The following is a 16784-nucleotide window of genomic DNA, read 5'->3' as shown; positions in this document are numbered from 1 at the left end:
CGGCCCTGCGGCAGGGTCAGCCCTTGAGGTCCCTCGCGCGCAACTCGGCCTCGAGCCGTCGGATGCGGTCCTCGTTCTCGCTGTCGCGGATCTCCCGTTCGAGCGCCTCGATTTCGCGCTCGGTGCTGCTGCTGCTCGGCAGCGGCACCGGCGTCTCCCGCCGCCGCGGGTCGCCGAAGCTTCCCCGGTCGACCGCCTGGGGACGTTCCCGGCCGATGGCGAACCACACGATCGAGCCGACCAGCGGCAACAGGATCACGATCAGGAGCCACAGGGTCTTGTCGAGGTGCCGGATGCGCGACTGGTCGGAGCCGATGATGTCGACGAGGGCGGCGATCACGATTCCGAGGACCAGGAAGGGCACGACGAGGTACATGAGGCGATCTTAGGGAATTCCCGGGTCGATGACGAGACTCGATCGCCCCCAATTCGACGATTGTTCGATTGATCGAATTTCTCCTTGCGTGCCGGTCACTCCTGCCGGTACGGTGATCAAGCGCCATCGTCGAAAGGAGGCCAGCGTGTACACCACAGATATTCCGGGAATGTCCCGAATCCCCGCCGGCTTCGTCGGCGTCCCCACCGCCTGATCGGTTAGCGCCGCTTCCCCGGAAGCACACTCCGCCACCGGTCCAGACGGTGGTGACGCTCTCGAAGCCCCGGCCCGGCAGGCCTCAACACGGCGATCACCGTCATGCCTGCTCTGGCCCACCACCCCGCACGGCCCGTCACCGACGCGCCGTCCCGTCCGCCGCTCTCGGAGTGGCTCCCGCCGCACGGGTCGGCGGGCGAACGCCACCGCGCTCGCCCGCGCCCGCTGCCGCACGCAGAGGAACATCACGAATGAATAGCACCGCGTCACACAACGCCGTGTCGACCACTCCCGGTCGCCACGATCATCCGCCCCAACCCGGGCAGTACCGTCAGGAGCGCCCCGTTCGTCGGGTGAGCCTGCTCGACCGGGCAGCGCTGCACCTCGGCGTGGCCCTGATCAAGTGGGGTCGCCGACCGCTCGACGTCGAGTCGCGCGAGCGGCGTGCTCGCCGCGTCGAGCTGCACATCGCCCGTCTCGAGCGCGAGCGCGCCACCGAACGGTGGATCCGGCTCAACCTGCCGCTCCGCTGATGAAGGCGGATGCGACGGAGGCCGTCGCCGGGGATCGCCCCGGCGGCGGCCTTCCGCGCTGGGCTACTGCCCAAGCAAGAGTGCGCCTCTCTGTCCCACGCTGACGCTGCTCTGGCTCGAAACCCATTACGGACGTTCGCGTGTGGCCGTCGGCGACCCTCTGCGGCGCCGTCAGCGTCGATCGGGCCGTGTTCTGCAGGACCGGGCCCGGAGTCTTGGGTGCCTACCCCACAGACTCCAGTTGTGCAGGACAGCGTGTGCAGGACACGGCAGGGGGGGGGTGGCGATCCGAAGGGTCCCGGTCTGCAGGACGCTCCCGTCGTTTCTGCACCTCTCGTCCTCGCTATCCGCCCGAGCCGTCCTGCACAACCCGTCCTGCACAACCAGAGTCCGCGGGGCGGGCACCCGCAAGTCACCAGGACGTCCTGCACAACTCGTGCCAGGGCAAGGGACTGCCGCACAGTGGCGGGAACATGCAAGTCGAAACGCCCTCCCGGCACGGCGCCACCAGACCAACGCCGCTGGTCAGTGGAGCTACACCAGCGCTCGCAGGCGCGGCGCGAGGTCCTTCTCGAAGAGGCTGAGGAAGCGTCGCTGGTCCTGGCCGGGGCCGTGGAACACCAGGTGATTGAAGCCGGCATCGAGGTAGGTCTTGATCTCGGCGACCACGATTTCGGGGTCGGCGCCCACGATGAAGCGGGAGGCGATCCGCTCGATCGGCAGGGCGTCCGCAGCGGCCTCCATCTCGATCGGGTCCGTGATGTCGTGCTTCTGCTCCTTGGAGAGCGCCAGCGGGGCCCAGAACCGGGTGTTCTCCAGCGCCGCCTCGACCGAGGTGTCGTAGGAGAGCTTGATCTCGATCATCCGGTCGATGCCGGCGGAGTCGCGGCCCGCCTTGTCAGCGCCCTCCTGTACCGCCGGGATGAGCTGCTCGGTGTAGAGCTCCATGCCCTTGCCCGACGTGCAGATGAAGCCGTCGCCGGCCCGCCCGGCGTAGCGGGCGACGACCGGGCCGCCGGCCGCGATGTACACCGGCACCGGGAAGTCCGGCCGGTCGTAGATGGAGGCTCCGTGGGTGGAGTAGTACTCGCCCTGGAAGTCGACCCGGTCCTCGGTCCAGAGCTGGCGCATCAGGGACACCGCTTCACGCAGCCGGGCGAAGCGCTCCTTGAACTCCGGCCAGTCCTGCTCCCCCGCGCCACGGAATCCGGTCGCGATCTCGTTCAGCGCCTCGCCGGTGCCCACCCCGATCATGATCCGCCCCGGGTACAGGCAGCCCATCGTCGCGAAGGCCTGGGCGAGCACGGCGGGGTTGTAACGGAAGGTCGGCGTCATCACCGACGTGCCGATCTGAACCGTCTTCGTGCGTTCGCCGACCGCCGCCATCCAGGCCAGCGAGAACGGCGCATGCCCGCCGGTGTGTCGCCACGGCTGGAAGTGGTCGCTCACCGCGACGCTCTCCATGCCGTGCGCCTCCGCGGCGACCGCGATCTCCACCAGCTCACGCGGGTCGAACTGCTCAGCGGACGCCTTGTAACCGAGTTTGAGGGGAAGCATGACTCCATCCTGCCACCAGAACAATCGCGACCGCACGCGCGCCCGGCGACTGTCTGGGCGGGCGGCTACAGCTTCTGCAGGAAGTCGGCCACCGAGCGCGGAACGTACGGACTCACGTCTCCGCCGAGCGCCGCCACCTGGCGGACGAGCGAACTCGACACGTGGGCGTGGGCCGGATCCGGCAGCATGAAGATGGTCTCCACACCGGCGAGGTTGCGGTTGACGATCGCCATGGGCGTCTCGTAGGCCACGTCCACCTGGGAACGCACACCCTTCACGAGCACGCTGGCGCCGACATCGGTGCAGTAGTCGACGAGCAGGCCCACGCTCCAGGAGGTGACCGTGATGTTCTCCGGCAGGCCGCCCTCGGCGATCGCCCGCTCGATGAGAGCCACGCGCTGGGCCACCGGGAGCAGGGCCGACTTGTCCGGGTTGTGCACGACCAGAACGTGCAGCTGATCGAAGATCCCCGCAGCGCGCTCGATGACATCCAGATGACCGAGGGTCACGGGGTCGAAGGAACCAGGGACGACGGCGATCCTGTTCATGTCTCCGAGACTATCGGCTCGACGTTACGGACTTGTGACATCGACCGGCCCTGTTGCGGCATGAGTCCCTAGTTCTTGGCGAGGAAGTCGCGACTGGCCTCGTCGAGGCGACGGTCGAGGGCCGCGCGCAGGGCGGGGTGCCCGGCGAGCGCCGGGTCATCGTCGAGCACCGCCCTGGCGATCGCCCGGGCCTCGGTGATCAGCTCGCCGTCCCTGGCCACGCGCAGCAGGCGCAGGGACGACCGGCCGCCGGACTGCACACTGCCGAGCACGTCGCCCTCCTGCCGCAGTTCGAGGTCCTTCTGCGCCAGTTCGAAGCCGTCGAGGGTGGAGGCGACCACCTCGACGCGCTCGCGGGCCATCGTGCCGTCCTCGGCGTCCGTCACCATGAGGCACAGCCCGGGCACGCCACCGCGCCCCACGCGCCCGCGCAGCTGGTGCAGTTGCGAGACGCCGAAACGGTCGGCGTCCAGGATCACCATGGTCGACGCGTTGGGCACGTCGACGCCCACCTCGATCACCGTCGTCGCGACGAGCACATCGATCTCGCCCCGGGCGAACGCGCGCATGATCGCGTCCTTCTCCTCGCTCGGGAGACGTCCGTGCAGTTGCTCGATGCGGGCGGATGCGAGCAGCGGGTTGGCGCGCAGCTCGGCGAGAACGTCGGTGACGTTCGCCCGCTTGGCCGGACTCGACTCCAGTTCGTCGTCGGTGTCGTCCACCGTGGTCGAGTCGATCGCCGGGCACACGACGAAGCCCTGCCTGCCCTTCGCGAGCTCCTCGGCGAGGCGCTCCCAGACCCGGTTCACCCAGCCCGGCTTGTCGGCGAGCGGCACGACGAAGCTCTGGATCGGCACCCGGCCGGACGGCAGCTCGGCGATCGTCGACACGTCCAGGTCGCCGAAGACGGTCATCGCGACCGTGCGCGGGATGGGCGTGGCGGTGAGCACGAGCACGTGCGGCGGAGTCGCGCCCTTGCGCCGCAGGGCCTCGCGCTGTTCCACCCCGAAGCGGTGCTGCTCGTCGACGACGACGAGTCCGAGGTCGAAGAACCCGACGTTGTCGCTCATCAGGGCGTGGGTGCCGACGACGATGTTCGCCTGGCCGGAGACGGCGGCGAGCAGGGCCTTGCGCTTGTCGGCGACCGGCAGCTGCCCGGTGATGATCGCGGGCCGGAGGGAGGCGGCGAGATCCGGTCCGAGGGTCTTCACGATCGACCGCAGGTGTTGGCCGGCCAGCACCTCGGTGGGCGCCAGCAACGCCGACTGGCCACCGGAATCGGCGACGGCGAGCATCGCACGCAACGCCACGAGCGTCTTGCCCGACCCCACCTCGCCCTGAACGAGCCGGTTCATCGGCGCCGTCGCCGCGATGTCGTCGGCGATCTCGGCCCCGACCGTGGTCTGGTCGCCGGTGAGCGTGAAGGCGAGTTGCGCGTCGAAGCGCTCCAGGTATCCGCCCGCCCTGGGCACCCTCGGAACGGCGGCCTGCTCGCGCAGCGACTGACGCTGCTGCAGCAGCGCGGCCTGCAACACGAACGCCTCCTGGAACCGCAGCGCCTTGCGCGCCGCCACCCAGTCGGCGTCCTTCTGCGGACGATGGATCAGTTCGACCGCGCGGGAGTAGCTCATGAGCTTGCGGTCGCCGCGCACCGGCCCCGGCACCGGGTCGGCGAGCGGGTTCAGGGTGTCGAGCACGACGCCGATCGCCTTCTGCAGCTGCCAGGAGGCGACGGTGGCCGTTGCCGGATAGATCGGAATCGGCAGCTCGGCCCACTTGCGGGCCAGCTCGTCGGCGGCCGCCGCTGTGCCGTCTACAGTCGTGCCGTCCGCGGCCGTGCCATCGGCGTTCGGCGCCTCGAAGAGCTCGTAGTCGGGGTGTGCGAGCTGCATGGATCCCCGGTAGTCGCCCACCTTGCCGGCGAAGATCCCGCGCACTCCCGGCCGTAGCTCCTTGGCGCGCCAGGCCTGGTTGAAGAAGGTGAGGGTGAGGATGCCCTTTCCGTCGCTGATCCGCACCTCGAGGATCGACCCGCGCTTGGCCCGCATCGGGCGCTCCCGGCTCTCGATTACCTCCGCGACGATCGTCACATTCTCATCGAGCGGGAGCTCGGTGAGCGCCGTGAGCTCACCGCGCTGGGCGTACCGGCGCGGGTAGTGGCTCAGGAGGTCGCCGACCGTCGCGAGCCCGAGCCCCTTCTCGATGGCCGAGGCCGTGCGGCCGCCGAGGGCGGTGCTGAGCTTGGCGTCAAGGGGGGATTCCACCCTCCGAGGGTACTCGCGACTGCCGACCCCGCTAGTACGACAGGGTTGCGAGCCGCGCGATGAGGGTGGCGACGACCTGCGCCACGACCGGCGCCGCGACGGCGATCACGAGCACGGCGACGATGCAGAGTGCCGACACCGCCGCGAGCACCACGGCGAGCTGCACCGGCAGGGACGCCCGTCGCCGATCGGCGACCTCCTCCGACGGCGTGAAGAGGTCGTCGAGGTCGGAGGGCTGGGCCTCTGCCGTCCGCACGGCATCCGCGCTCACAGCCAGCGCCGATTGCGGAAGATGGCGAACAGCCCGCCGCTCACCGCCACCATGAGCAGGATCGCGATCGGGTAGCCAAACGGCCAGGCCAGCTCCGGCATCGCGTGGAAGTTCATCCCGTAGATCCCGGTGATGATCGAAGGCACGAACAGGATGGCGGCCCACGCGGAGATCTTGCGGGCCTCCTCCGCCTGGCGGTTGCTCGCCTCCCCCACCTTCTGCATGTCCTCGTTCTGGCGCTGGGCCACGAGAGTCGCGTTCACGGTGAGGATGTCGCGCAGCAGGATGCGGAACTCCTCGATTCGCTCGTTGACGTTCGTGACGTGGTCGGCGACATCTCGCAGGTACTGCTGAAGGTCCTCGCCGATCTTGTACTTCTCGAAACCGTGCGAGATCTGATCGAGCATGCCGATCAGCGGGCGCACGGCTCGTTCGAAGTCGATGACCTCGCGGGACAGCTCGTAGATGCGCCGGGAGACGCTCGGGTCCCCATCGAACACCTGCGTCTCGATCTCGTCGATGTCGTTGGAGAGGCCGGCGACGACGGGCACGTAGCCGTCGACCACGGCGTCGAGGATCGCGTACAGCACCGCCTCGGTGCCGCGGGCGAGCAGTTCTGGCGTGCCCTCGAGGCGGCCGCGCACCAGCGAGAGGTCCGGCGACTCGGCGTGCCGCACCGTGATCACGAAGTTGTGGCCGATGAACACGTGCAGCTCGCCGAACTCCACCTCCTCCTTCGCGTCGAGGTAGCGGGCGGCGCGCAAGACCACGAACAGGGTCGACCCGTAGCGCTCGATCTTCGGCCGCTGGTGGGCGACGATCGCGTCCTCGACGGCGAGCTCGTGCAGCCCGAACTGGTCGGCGAGCGAGGTGATCTCCGCGGTGGTCGGGCGGTAGAGCCCGATCCAGGCCATCGAGCCCGGCCGTGCCTCGAGCGCCGCGAAGGTGTCGTCGAGGGAGTCGAGGGTCGCGACGCGGCATCCGTCTTCGTAGATCGCATTGTTGACCAGGCTCGGACGCAGCGGAGCGGTGACCTCTGGGGTCTCTTGAGCGACGCTCGGCGGCAGTTGACGAGTGCGGAACGTCATGACGCGGAACGGCTTGCGGAAATCGGGAGCCATGCCTCCAACGGTAATCCCGCGCGGTAGACAATTGGCGGAGGGCCGGGCAGGTTTCCGGGCTGCGTTGCCCGGCTGCGTTGCCCGGCCGTGTTGCCCGGCCCTGTTGCCCGCTGTGTTGCCCGGCTGTGTTGCCCGGCTGACACGCGTTTCTCCGGAGGTTTCGCGATCCTCCGGATGCCGCGGCCCGCGCCCTCTGCACAGAAGGGACCTCGAGTGCCCGCGGATCCGCAATGCTCCGGAGAAACGCGTGTGAGCGGAAGCGGAAGCGGAAGCGGATGCGGGCGCGGATCCGGAAGCGGAATCGGCGACGGCACGGCCGCCGGTAGGCTCGTTGCGCCATGACACGCATCATCGCCGGGTTCGCCGGCTCCCTGACCCTCGCGACGCCGGGCTCCGGCACCCGGCCCACGAGCGATCGGGTTCGCGAGGCGATCTTCTCGGCCCTCGATGCCCGGGACGTGATCGCCGGAGCCCGCGTGCTCGACCTCTACGCCGGATCCGGCGCGCTCGGCCTCGAGGCCGCGAGCCGGGGCGCCGCGCACGTGACCCTCGTCGACCGCGTCGCCGCCGCCGCCAACGTCTGCCGCAAGAACGCCGCCGTCGTGCTCGGCCGCGCGCCGAAGGGCAGCGAGCTGCGTGTCGTCGTGTCCAGCCAGGCCGCCCAGGCCTTCCTCGACTCGACTCCCGACGAGTGGGATCTCGTGTTCCTCGATCCGCCGTATGAACTCGACGAGTCCGAGCTCGCGCAGAGCCTCGAGTCCCTGTCCGGGCGCCTCTCCGCGGATGCCGTGGTGATGGTCGAACGCAGCAGCCGGTCCCCGGAACCCGGGTGGCCATCCGGAATCGAACTCGACCGTCGCAAGGACTACGGCGACACGACGCTGTGGTGGGCTCGCGCGGTCTGAGTTGTTCTGCGGGCCGCGGCTCGGCGTTTAGGCGGTGATGACTCCTCGCGGAGGGAGTCACGTTTCGCGGCGGGGATAACTCCTCGCGGCGGGAGACGCGCCTCCCTCCGCCACGACATTTCCCCGCCGCCGGGTGCGTTTTCCCCCGCCGCGAGGTGCTCAGACGCCGTTGACGCCGCTGGCGGGCCGGTGCGAGCTCCCGTTTTTTCCCGCCGAGGCGGCATTGCTCCCGCCGCGAGCGCCCTAGCGACGAAGCAGCGCAGGGAAGCGCAAGGTGTCGCTACCCGGCGGACCCGCTCCAGTCGCGGTACGGATCCCAGCCGGCCGAATCGTGCGGCTCCCCGTCCACGGTGAGACCCTCCCCGGCCACGCAGACCCCGATGCGGCGGAACGGCGCGGGCACGGCGGTGTCGGCGGGAAACGTCGCGAGCAGCGAATGATCCTCGCCGCCGCCGAGCGCCAGGGCCGGGTCCGCGCCCTGAGCGCGGAGCGCAGCGAGATCGAAGTCGATGCCGAGACCGCTCGCCCGAGCGAGCCGGGCCGAGTCGATGGCGAGCCCGTCACTCAGGTCGAGCATCGCCGTCGCCCCGGCGAGCGCGGCGATCCTCCCCGCGGAGATCGGCGGCGTGGGCGCCAGCTGCGGCGCGGTGCGTGGGCGCAGGGCGGCCGCGAGCCGGGCATCCGGATGTCCGAGCGGGTCGACAGCCTCCCTGAAGAGCAGCGAAAGGGCGGCGGCGGCCTCGCCGAGCACACCGGCCACCGCGACGATGTCGCCCACCCGCGCTCCCGAGCGCAAGATGGGTTGACGTGCCTCGAGGTCGCCGAAGGCGGTGACGGCGATCGTGAGCGTCGGCGACACGGAGAGGTCGCCCCCCACCACCCCGCAGCCCGGCGCGAGGGCGGCGCACGCGTCCCGCAGCCCATCCGCGATGCCCTCGAGCAGGGTGACGGGCGAGTCAGCCGGGGCGGCGATCGCCACGACGAGAGCAGTCGGCACCGCGCCCATCGCGGCGATGTCCGAGAGGTTGGATGCCGCGGCCTTCCAGCCGAGATCGTGCGGGGTCGACCAGGCGAGACGGAAGTCCGGGCCGTGGACCATCATGTCCGTCGTCACCACGAAGCGGCCGTCCGGCGCGGCGACCACCGCCGCGTCGTCCCCCGGCCCGAGGAGGCCGGCCGCCGAGCCGGGCAGCCGGGGGAAGATCCGCAGAAGCACCGCGCTCTCCCCGATGCTGGCGAGGGTGTCGTGGTCGCGCGGGGAGGGCATGCCTCAAACGCTACCGTTATGTGCACCGGCCCCGAGTACAGCCACGGACCCGAGCAAGGAGACGACACCCATGGACAACGACACCCTGGCGCGCAGGTTCGGGGAACTCACGACCGCCCATCTCGCGGACGGCTGCCTCCGCGCCGGCGTCCCCGTGAGGTGTGCGCCGAGCGGGCTCGTCGCTCTCGCCTCCGGCATGCGGATTGCCGGTCGGGTGATCCCGGTGCGCCATGTCGGCAGCGTCGACATCTTCCTCGAGGCCTTCGGGTCGTCGGCGCCCGGCGACGTTCTCGTGGTCGACAACGGCGGCCGGCTCGACGAGAGCTGCGTGGGTGATCTGGTGGCCCTCGAGGCCGCGTCCGCCGGTTTGGGCGGCATCGCGGTGTGGGGCCTCCACCGCGACACGGTCGACATCCTCGCCATCCGCCTGCCGCTGTTCAGCCTGGGCGCCCTGCCGACCGGACCCCTGAGCGTCGGAGACCGGACGCCAGACGCTCTGGAGGCGGCAACGGTCGGCGAGTGGACGGTGGGCCGCGACGACCTCGTCTTCGGAGACGAAGACGGCGTGCTGTTCGTGCCGGCAGCGGAGGCAGAGCGGGTGTTCGCCCTCGCCGAGACGATCAGGGACACCGAACGGGCGCAGGCCCAACGCATCCGGTCCGGCATCTCCCTGCGCAGCCAGGTGCGTTTCGACGAGTTCCTTGCCAGCCGGGCGCTCGATCCCGGCCTGAGCTTCCGCGACCACCTGCGCGACGTCGGGGGCGAGATCGAGGTGTGACCAAGCGGGCGGCGCACCGGCGCTTCTCGCACCGGCGTTTCTCGCACCGGCGTTTCGCGCACCGGCGTTTCGCGCACCGGCGTTTCTCGCACCGGCGTTTCTCGCACTGGCGTTTCTCGCACTGGCGTTTCTCCGGAGGTTTTGCGTTCGTGGGGCCCTCGCGGGCGGGCGTCCCCCGCAAACGCGGGCCTCGGCATCCGGATGTCCGCGAAACCTCCGGAGAAACGCGCGTAAGCCCGAGAAACACGGGCGGACAAACGCGGTCGTAGAACCCCGCACGCAGGTTGGGCCACGACCGGAACGGTAGCCTGAACGCGATGAACTCGAAGCTCAGGGCCGGCGCCCTTGCCGTGCTCGCACCGCTCCTTCTCCTGGCGGTCGTCGCGTGCACCCCCACGGTGCCGCTGACCCCCGCCGCCGACGCCACGAACCCCGACTGCGCCGAGGTGATCGTGCGCCTGCCGCACTCCCTCGCGAACGAGGCCATCCGCCAGACCAACGCCCAGGCCACCAGCGCCTGGGGCAACCCGGCCGCCATCCTGCTGCGCTGCGGAGTGACGCCGCCCGGGCCCACCAAGGACGTCTGCCACACGGTCAGCGGAATCGACTGGCTGCGCGACAGCTCGAAGGCACCCGTCTACGTGTTCACGACGTTCGGACGCACTCCGGCGATCGAAGTGATCGTCGACTCCCGACTCACCAATGGGCAGGGCACCCAGTACCTCGACGAGCTGGCCAACGCCGTCGGCTCGATCAAGCAGACGTCGAAGTGCCTCAGTCGCGACGACGTGCTCGGAACGGAAACGCCGACGCCGAGCCCCACCGGGTAGCAGACACTACTCGACGAGGATCGCCGGCTTGTCGCTGTCGGTGGTGAGGTGCGGCGCGATGTCGCGCGGGTTCATGGTGCCGGCGAGCACGCCGGCCACCTGGAGCACGATCGGCATGTCCACGCCCTTCGCCGCCGCGAGTTCGAGGATGGGTGCCACCGACGACAGCCCCTCCGCCGTCTGGTTCATCTGGGCCACGACATCCGTGAAGCTGTAGCCCTGGCCGAGGAGTCTGCCCGCGGTGTTGTTGCGGGAGAGCGGGGACTCGCAGGTGGCGATGAGGTCGCCGAGCCCGGCGAGGCCGGAGAGCGTCTGCGCGAGGCCGCCGTAGGCCACCGCGAAGTCGGTCATCTCCACGAGGCCGCGGGTGATGATCGACGCCTTCGTGTTCTCGCCGTAGCCGACGCCGTCGACGATGCCGATCGCCACGGCGATGAGGTTCTTGAGCACGCCGCCGAACTCGGTGCCGATCACGTCGGTGTTCACGAAGGACCGGAAATACGGATTGGTGGCCAGTTCTGCCACGATGGTCGCGGTCTCGAGGCTCGTCGAGGCCACCACGGCGGCCGTCGGCTGCTCCTTCGCGATCTCCAGCGCGAGGTTCGGGCCGGAAGCCACGGCGATGCGGCTCTCGTCGATCTGCAGCTCCTGGTGGATCACCTCGCTCATCCGGAACCGGGTGCCCTTCTCGACACCCTTCATGAGGCTCACGACGATGGCGTCGGCGGGGATCACGTCGCGGATTATCCGCAGATTCTCGCGCAGGGACTGGCTGGGGATGGAGACGAACACGATCTCAGCACCGTCCATCACCTCGGGGATGCGGGGGCTCGACCAGAGGTTTCGCGGCAGGTTGATGCCGGGCAGGTAGTCGCTGTTGCGCTTCGACTGGGAGATCTCGCGCGCGAGCTCGGCCCGGCGAGCCCACAGGGCCACGTCGGCCCCGCCATCGGCGAGCACCTTCGCGAAGGTGGTGCCCCAGCTGCCGGCGCCGAGCACGGCGACCCTGCGCGCGCCGGGCGCCGTGATTCTGATGGGCATGGTGTTACTCAAATCGACCGGTCTCACTCTGTTTGTGCTTCGCCGGATCCCACGGTTCGGCGGGGGCTGGCTCGCCGCGAAGGTCGACGAGCAGGGAGGTGATGGCGGCCATGAGCACCGCGGTCGCCTCGTGGAGCGTGGTCGGATCGAGTCCGCGGCCCGCGAAGGCGGAGAGGTCCACGGGGTCGCCGATCTTCACTGTAATGGTCTTGCGCGGAAACAGGCTGATCTTCTTGCCGTAGCGCGGCATCACGAGCTGGGTGCCCCAGTGCGCCACCGGGATGAGCGGAACGCCGGCCTCGAGCGCCATCCGCACCGCGCCGGTCTTGCCGCGCATCGGCCACAGGTCGGGGTCCCGCGTGAGGGACCCCTCCGGATAGATCACCACGGCGAGGCCGTCGCGCACGAGCTTGTTCGCCGAGGCGATGGGGTCGCTGCCGCGGGAGACGCCGGACCGCTCGACCGGGATCTGGCCCGAGGTGCGCAGGAACCAGCCGAGCACGGGAACCGTGAAGAGGGATGCCTTGGTCAGGTACCGCGGAGCGCGCCCGAGCTTGTACATCACCCGCCCGATCACCACCGGATCGATCTCGCTGTAGTGGTTGGGCGCGAAGACGAACGCACCGTGCTTCGGCAGCTTGTCGCCGTCGATGATCACGTAGCGGGCGAGGAACTCCATCGGCGGAATCAACAGCACCGCCAGCAGGCGGAAGATCGCTATCTTCTCCGACTTGTGGTGGTCCGGCTTCTGGCGCTCCGGCGCTGTCTCTCGCGGCACTGCCGAGTTATCCCTCGAAGACAAAGTCGGCCCCGAGCACCTCGAGCTTGTCGATGAAGTGCTCATAGCCGCGGCTGATGATGCCCACGTTGCTGACGGTCGACACTCCCTCGGCGCTGAGCGCCGCGATGAGGTAGCTGAACCCGCCGCGAAGGTCGGGCACGCGCACGTTCGCTCCGTGCAGCTTCGTCGGCCCGGTGATCACGGCCGCCTGCTCGAAGTCGCGCCGGGCGACCCTGCGGGGGTGGTCGGGCAGACCCTCCTTGTGCACGACGATGTTCGCGCCCATCTCGTTGAGGGCATCCGTGAATCCGAAGCGGTCCTCGTACACCGTCTCGTGCACGTAGGAGATGCCCGTCGCCTGGGTGAGGGCCACGATGAGCGGCTGCTGCCAGTCCGTCATGAATCCGGGATGCACATCGGTCTCGATCGTCACCGGCTTGAGGTCGCCCTCCGGACGGTAGAAGCGGATGCCGTCGTCTTCCACGTCGAACGCGCCGCCCACCTTGCGGAAGACGTTGAGGAAGGTCATCATCTCCACCTGGCGAGCGCCCTCGACGAAGATGTCTCCCTTGGTCACGAGCGCGGCGGCGGCCCAGCTCGCGACCTCGTTGCGGTCGAACAGCGCCGTGTGCTTGTAGCCGACGAGGCGGTCGACGCCCTCGATCAGGATCACGCGGTTGGGCTCCACCGAGATGATGGCGCCCATCTTCTGCAGGATGGCGATGAGATCCATGATCTCCGGCTCGATCGCCGCGTTCTTGAGCTCCGTCGTTCCCGTGGCCCGCACGGCGGTGAGCAGAACCTGCTCGGTCGCGCCGACGCTGGGGTACGGCAGGGTGATGTTCGCGCCCTTGAGTCCATCGGGGGCGGTGATGTAGATGCCCTCGAAGCTCTTGTCGACCACGGCACCGAAGGCGCGCAGCGCGTCGAGGTGGAAGTCGATCGGACGGTCGCCGATGCGGCAGCCACCGAGGTCCGGGATGCGCGCCTCACCGAGGCGGTGCAGCAGCGGACCGCAGAACAGGATCGGGATGCGGCTCGAGCCGGCGTGCGCATCGATCTCCGCGAAGTGGGCGCGCTCGACATTGCTCGTGTCGAACTGCAGCTCGCCGGGCAGGGTGCTCGTCACGACGACGCCGTACACCTTGAGCAGGCCGCGCACGACCTCGACATCGCTGATGTCCGGCACGTCGCGCAGCACGCTCGGCGTCTCACCGAGCAGCGCGGCCACCATGGCCTTCGTCGCGAGGTTCTTCGCCCCCCGCACGCGGATGCGACCCTTGAGAGGATTCCCTCCGGTAATCACGATCTGGTCGGACTTCAAGCCCACTCGTTCGCCAGCCTTCTGGGCATCCTTCACAAGGGAGTTCACTCAATCACCTACTGCCTGTTGTACGGGTATAGTGCGCGGTCGCCAGGTCTCCCTGGCGAGCTCGAACCGTGTGATCTGCGCCTCATCGCGCAGCGTAAGGCCTATGTCATCAAGGCCTTCAAGGAGCCGCCACCTAGTGTAATCATCGATTACGAAAGGAGCGGTCATCTCGCCGATCGTGACCGTCTTGGACACGAGATCCACCGACGCCTCGATGCCCGGCTGGGCCTCGATCGCCGCCCAGATCTTCTCGACGTCCTCTTCGCTGATCTCGCCGGCGAGGAGGCCCTGCTTTCCCGCGTTCCCGCGGAAGATGTCGCCGAATCTCGGGCTGAGCACGGCGTGGAAGCCGTAGTCGCGCAGTGCCCAGACGGCGTGCTCCCGGCTCGATCCTGTACCGAAGTCCGGGCCGGCGATAAGCACGCGGGCGCCGGCGAATTCCGGCCGGTTCAGCACGAAGTCCGGGTCCTGGCGCCACGCGTAGAAGAGCGCGTCGTCGAAGCCGGTCTTCGTCACTCGCTTGAGGAAGACGGCGGGGATGATCTGGTCGGTGTCGACGTTCGCGCGTTCGAGCGGCACGGCGACGCCGGTGACCACGGAGACCTTGTCCATCAGGCGTTCACCCCTTCCGAAGTGGAGTTCGCCGTGACACCGAGGTCCCACGGGCTGGAGAGAGTGCCGCGGATGGCGGTCGCCGCGGCGACGAGCGGCGAGACGAGGTGGGTGCGCCCGCCCTTGCCCTGGCGACCCTCGAAGTTGCGGTTGGAGGTGGAGGCGCATCTCTCGCCCGGCGCGAGCTGGTCGGGATTCATCCCGAGGCACATCGAGCAGCCGGCGAACCGCCACTCCGCCCCGAAGTCCTTCACGATCTGGTCGATGCCCTCGGCCTCGGCCTCGATCCGCACCCGGGCGCTGCCGGGCACGACCATGACGCGCACGCCATCCGCCTTCTTCTGGCCCTTGATCACCGAGGCGAAGGCGCGAAGGTCTTCGATGCGGCTGTTGGTGCATGACCCCATGAACACGGCGTCCACCCGGATGTCCTTGAGCGGGGTGCCCGCCTCGAGGTCCATGTATTCGAGGGCGCGCTCGGCCGAGGATCGCTCGTTCGGATCGGCGATGACGGAGGGGTCTGGCACGCTTCCGCTGAGCGACGCGCCCTGACCGGGATTCGTTCCCCAGGTGACGAATGGTTCGAGCTCGTTCGCGTCGAGGAACACCTCGGCGTCGAACACGGCGTCGACGTCGGTACCCAGGGTGTTCCAGTAGGCCACCGCGGCATCCCAGTCCTCGCCCGTCGGCGCGTGCGCCCGGCCCTTGAGGTAGTCGTAGGTCACCTGGTCCGGCGCGATCATGCCGGCCCGGGCCCCCGCCTCGATCGACATGTTGCAGACCGTCATCCGGCCCTCCATGGAGAGTGAGCGGATGGCGCTGCCGCGGAACTCGAGCACGTAGCCCTGTCCGCCGCCGGTTCCGATCTGCGCGATCACCGCGAGGATGATGTCCTTGGCCGTCACCCCGGGGCGAAGCTCGCCCTCGACGGTGATCGCCATCGTCTTGAACGGGGTGAGTGGCAGGGTCTGCGTGGCGAGCACGTGCTCGACCTCGCTCGTGCCGATGCCGAACGCCATCGCGCCGAACGCCCCGTGGGTCGAGGTGTGCGAGTCGCCGCAGACCACGGTGATGCCCGGCATCGTGAGGCCGAGCTGCGGACCGACGACGTGCACGATGCCCTGCTCGATGTCGCCGAGTGGATGCAGCCGCACGCCGAACTCCGCGCAGTTGTTGCGCAACGTCTGGATCTGGGTGCGGCTCGTGAGGTCGGCGATCGGCTTGTCGATGTCGAGGGTCGGGGTGTTGTGGTCTTCCGTCGCGATCGTCAGGTCCGGGCGGCGAACCGGCCGGCCGGCGAGGCGAAGGCCGTCGAAGGCCTGCGGGCTCGTGACCTCGTGCACCAGGTGCAGGTCGATGTAGATGAGGTCGGGGCTGCCCGCTTCGCCCTTGACGACGAGATGGTCGTCCCAGACTTTCTCGGCCAGTGTGCGGGGCACTGCCGGGGCTACATGGTTCATTGTGGTGCGCTCTCCTCTACCAAACGGTGGTCAGCCAGCGGCGCTAATGCCAGCACCAGACCCCGCGACGCAACACACCGCGACGAGGGGGAGGCCTGAAAGCTAGGACCCGTCGCGGCCACGAAGGAGAAGCAGACCGAACAACATCCAGACAGGCTAACACCGATTCTGGGGAGTTTAAGGAGGAGGCGTCACGCGCCGCGCTGCACCCGGATCACGTAGTCGCCGAGCTCGAGATCGGCGCCCGCCGGCACCCGGGTCCTCGATCCCGGCGGCACGTCCACCTCGGCGCCGCCCGGCTCGGTGATGAACACTCCATTGGTGGACCGGAGGTCGTGCGCCCACAGGCCGTGCTCGTCGATCTCGAGCAGGGCGTGCGTCTTGGACACGGTCCTGGCCGGGTCGACCACCGCGAGGAGCTCGGCGGTCGGCCGATCCGGCGTGCGCGACGGGTCACGCCCGATGAACACCGCCGAGTCGATGGCGACGGTCGTGCCCCCGGGCAATTGGAGGGTCCAGCCGGCACTCGGGGCATCCGGCAGCACCTCGTCGACCGGATCGGAGGCCGGGGCGGGCGTGGCCACCGGAAAACCCGGCGCCGCTGGGAAGAACACGATGTCGTCGGTGGGCCTCTCCACCGCTCGGCTGGGCCGCTGCGCGTCGATGCGGAAGGTCGCCGAGTCGACGATGCCCGGCGGAAGGCTGATGAACTCGTCCGGTTCGGCCGGCGACACGGCCGGCGCGGGCTTCTCGCTCGCCGGGGCCGGCACGAGTCCGGGCGGGGGAACGATCAAAAAGGGGTTCGTTTCGCCGGTCGTCATGGTGCTCTCCTCCCCCGCGATGCCTAGGCGA

At 69.2% G+C, this 16784-nt stretch carries 17 protein-coding genes; 4 read left to right on the top strand and 13 right to left on the bottom strand.

Translation table 11 applies throughout. The annotated features are described in order from the left end of the window. Positions 1-16: 16 nt before the first annotated feature. Entirely contained in the window at positions 17-376 is a 360-nt protein-coding gene (locus tag ACHZD8_RS06600) for a PLDc N-terminal domain-containing protein (RefSeq protein ID WP_394769372.1), read from the bottom strand. Between the two features lie 467 nt (positions 377-843). Between ACHZD8_RS06600 and ACHZD8_RS06595 the strand changes: the two genes are divergently transcribed. Further along, on the top strand, positions 844-1125 hold the full coding sequence (locus tag ACHZD8_RS06595; protein ID WP_394769371.1) for a hypothetical protein: 282 nt from the start codon (positions 844-846) through the stop codon (positions 1123-1125). Between the two features lie 534 nt (positions 1126-1659). Here ACHZD8_RS06595 and fgd read toward each other — a convergent pair. The 5 genes from fgd to ACHZD8_RS06570 form a co-directional block, all read right to left on the bottom strand. Then, a complete protein-coding gene (gene fgd / locus ACHZD8_RS06590; protein ID WP_394769370.1) occupies positions 1660-2682 on the bottom strand; it encodes a glucose-6-phosphate dehydrogenase (coenzyme-F420) in 1023 nt (340 codons plus the stop codon). Between the two features lie 65 nt (positions 2683-2747). Further along, positions 2748-3230 (bottom strand): pantetheine-phosphate adenylyltransferase, encoded by a 483-nt coding sequence (gene coaD / locus ACHZD8_RS06585; RefSeq protein ID WP_147783926.1) that lies wholly within the window; start codon positions 3228-3230, stop codon positions 2748-2750. Positions 3231-3298: 68 nt separating this feature from the next. Continuing rightward, entirely contained in the window at positions 3299-5494 is a 2196-nt protein-coding gene (locus tag ACHZD8_RS06580; RefSeq protein ID WP_394769369.1) for an ATP-dependent DNA helicase RecG, read from the bottom strand. Positions 5495-5525: 31 nt separating this feature from the next. Then, positions 5526-5765: a hypothetical protein gene (locus ACHZD8_RS06575; RefSeq protein WP_394769368.1), complete on the bottom strand. Its 240-nt coding sequence runs from the start codon at positions 5763-5765 to the stop codon at positions 5526-5528. Beyond that, positions 5762-6886 carry a magnesium and cobalt transport protein CorA gene (locus ACHZD8_RS06570; RefSeq protein WP_394769367.1) on the bottom strand — a complete coding sequence of 375 codons (1125 nt, stop codon included), beginning with the start codon at positions 6884-6886 and terminating at the stop codon, positions 5762-5764. The genes ACHZD8_RS06575 and ACHZD8_RS06570 overlap by 4 nt, the downstream gene beginning before the upstream one ends. 338 nt (positions 6887-7224) lie before the next feature. On the opposite strand from ACHZD8_RS06570, the gene rsmD reads away from it, so the two are divergent. Then, the gene (rsmD, locus tag ACHZD8_RS06565; protein ID WP_394769366.1) at positions 7225-7791 is read left to right on the top strand and encodes a 16S rRNA (guanine(966)-N(2))-methyltransferase RsmD; all 567 of its coding nucleotides are present in this window, start codon (positions 7225-7227) and stop codon (positions 7789-7791) included. 280 nt (positions 7792-8071) lie between these two features. On the opposite strand, the gene thiL is transcribed toward rsmD, so the two are convergent. Then, positions 8072-9058 carry a thiamine-phosphate kinase gene (gene thiL / locus ACHZD8_RS06560; protein ID WP_394769365.1) on the bottom strand — a complete coding sequence of 329 codons (987 nt, stop codon included), beginning with the start codon at positions 9056-9058 and terminating at the stop codon, positions 8072-8074. Between the two features lie 70 nt (positions 9059-9128). Here thiL and ACHZD8_RS06555 point away from each other — a divergent pair, with 70 nt between their 5' ends. Further along, complete coding sequence (locus tag ACHZD8_RS06555) at positions 9129-9836, top strand: RraA family protein (RefSeq protein WP_394769364.1); 708 nt, start codon at positions 9129-9131, stop codon at positions 9834-9836. 317 nt (positions 9837-10153) lie between these two features. Further along, on the top strand, positions 10154-10666 hold the full coding sequence (locus tag ACHZD8_RS06550; protein WP_394769363.1) for a DUF3515 family protein: 513 nt from the start codon (positions 10154-10156) through the stop codon (positions 10664-10666). 6 nt (positions 10667-10672) lie between these two features. On the opposite strand, the gene ACHZD8_RS06545 is transcribed toward ACHZD8_RS06550, so the two are convergent. The 6 genes from ACHZD8_RS06545 to ACHZD8_RS06520 all read right to left on the bottom strand — a co-directional run bounded on the left by ACHZD8_RS06545 (position 10673) and on the right by ACHZD8_RS06520 (position 16753). Continuing rightward, positions 10673-11707, bottom strand: coding sequence for an NAD(P)H-dependent glycerol-3-phosphate dehydrogenase (locus ACHZD8_RS06545; RefSeq protein WP_394769362.1), 1035 nt, complete (start codon positions 11705-11707; stop codon positions 10673-10675). Positions 11708-11711: 4 nt separating this feature from the next. Next, entirely contained in the window at positions 11712-12386 is a 675-nt protein-coding gene (locus tag ACHZD8_RS06540; protein ID WP_394769448.1) for a lysophospholipid acyltransferase family protein, read from the bottom strand. 106 nt (positions 12387-12492) lie between these two features. Next, on the bottom strand, positions 12493-13860 hold the full coding sequence (gene murA / locus ACHZD8_RS06535; RefSeq protein ID WP_394769361.1) for a UDP-N-acetylglucosamine 1-carboxyvinyltransferase: 1368 nt from the start codon (positions 13858-13860) through the stop codon (positions 12493-12495). Next, positions 13861-14472, bottom strand: a complete 612-nt coding sequence (gene leuD, locus ACHZD8_RS06530; RefSeq protein WP_394769360.1) for a 3-isopropylmalate dehydratase small subunit — start codon at positions 14470-14472, stop codon at positions 13861-13863. Beyond that, on the bottom strand, positions 14472-15932 hold the full coding sequence (leuC, locus tag ACHZD8_RS06525; protein ID WP_394769359.1) for a 3-isopropylmalate dehydratase large subunit: 1461 nt from the start codon (positions 15930-15932) through the stop codon (positions 14472-14474). The genes leuD and leuC overlap by 1 nt, the downstream gene beginning before the upstream one ends. Positions 15933-16123: 191 nt before the next feature. Further along, a complete protein-coding gene (locus ACHZD8_RS06520; protein ID WP_394769358.1) occupies positions 16124-16753 on the bottom strand; it encodes an FHA domain-containing protein in 630 nt (209 codons plus the stop codon). Positions 16754-16784: the final 31 nt, after the last annotated feature.

The organism is Lacisediminihabitans sp., from assembly GCF_043726815.1.
Lineage (GTDB): Bacteria > Actinomycetota > Actinomycetes > Actinomycetales > Microbacteriaceae > Lacisediminihabitans.
This window is presented reverse-complemented; position numbering and strand designations above follow the sequence as displayed.

Coding starts and splice junctions, on each gene's coding strand:
- leuC (WP_394769359.1), bottom strand. CDS start 15,932: ATGAACCATGTAGCCCCGGCAGTGCCCCGCACACTGGCCGAGAAAGTC.
- coaD (WP_147783926.1), bottom strand. CDS start 3,230: ATGAACAGGATCGCCGTCGTCCCTGGTTCCTTCGACCCCGTGACCCTC.
- ACHZD8_RS06600 (WP_394769372.1), bottom strand. CDS start 376: ATGTACCTCGTCGTGCCCTTCCTGGTCCTCGGAATCGTGATCGCCGCC.
- ACHZD8_RS06550 (WP_394769363.1), top strand. CDS start 10,154: ATGAACTCGAAGCTCAGGGCCGGCGCCCTTGCCGTGCTCGCACCGCTC.
- ACHZD8_RS06595 (WP_394769371.1), top strand. CDS start 844: ATGAATAGCACCGCGTCACACAACGCCGTGTCGACCACTCCCGGTCGC.
- ACHZD8_RS06555 (WP_394769364.1), top strand. CDS start 9,129: ATGGACAACGACACCCTGGCGCGCAGGTTCGGGGAACTCACGACCGCC.
- ACHZD8_RS06545 (WP_394769362.1), bottom strand. CDS start 11,707: ATGCCCATCAGAATCACGGCGCCCGGCGCGCGCAGGGTCGCCGTGCTC.
- leuD (WP_394769360.1), bottom strand. CDS start 14,472: ATGGACAAGGTCTCCGTGGTCACCGGCGTCGCCGTGCCGCTCGAACGC.
- rsmD (WP_394769366.1), top strand. CDS start 7,225: ATGACACGCATCATCGCCGGGTTCGCCGGCTCCCTGACCCTCGCGACG.
- ACHZD8_RS06570 (WP_394769367.1), bottom strand. CDS start 6,886: ATGGCTCCCGATTTCCGCAAGCCGTTCCGCGTCATGACGTTCCGCACT.
- thiL (WP_394769365.1), bottom strand. CDS start 9,058: ATGCCCTCCCCGCGCGACCACGACACCCTCGCCAGCATCGGGGAGAGC.
- ACHZD8_RS06540 (WP_394769448.1), bottom strand. CDS start 12,386: ATGGAGTTCCTCGCCCGCTACGTGATCATCGACGGCGACAAGCTGCCG.
- ACHZD8_RS06520 (WP_394769358.1), bottom strand. CDS start 16,753: ATGACGACCGGCGAAACGAACCCCTTTTTGATCGTTCCCCCGCCCGGA.
- fgd (WP_394769370.1), bottom strand. CDS start 2,682: ATGCTTCCCCTCAAACTCGGTTACAAGGCGTCCGCTGAGCAGTTCGAC.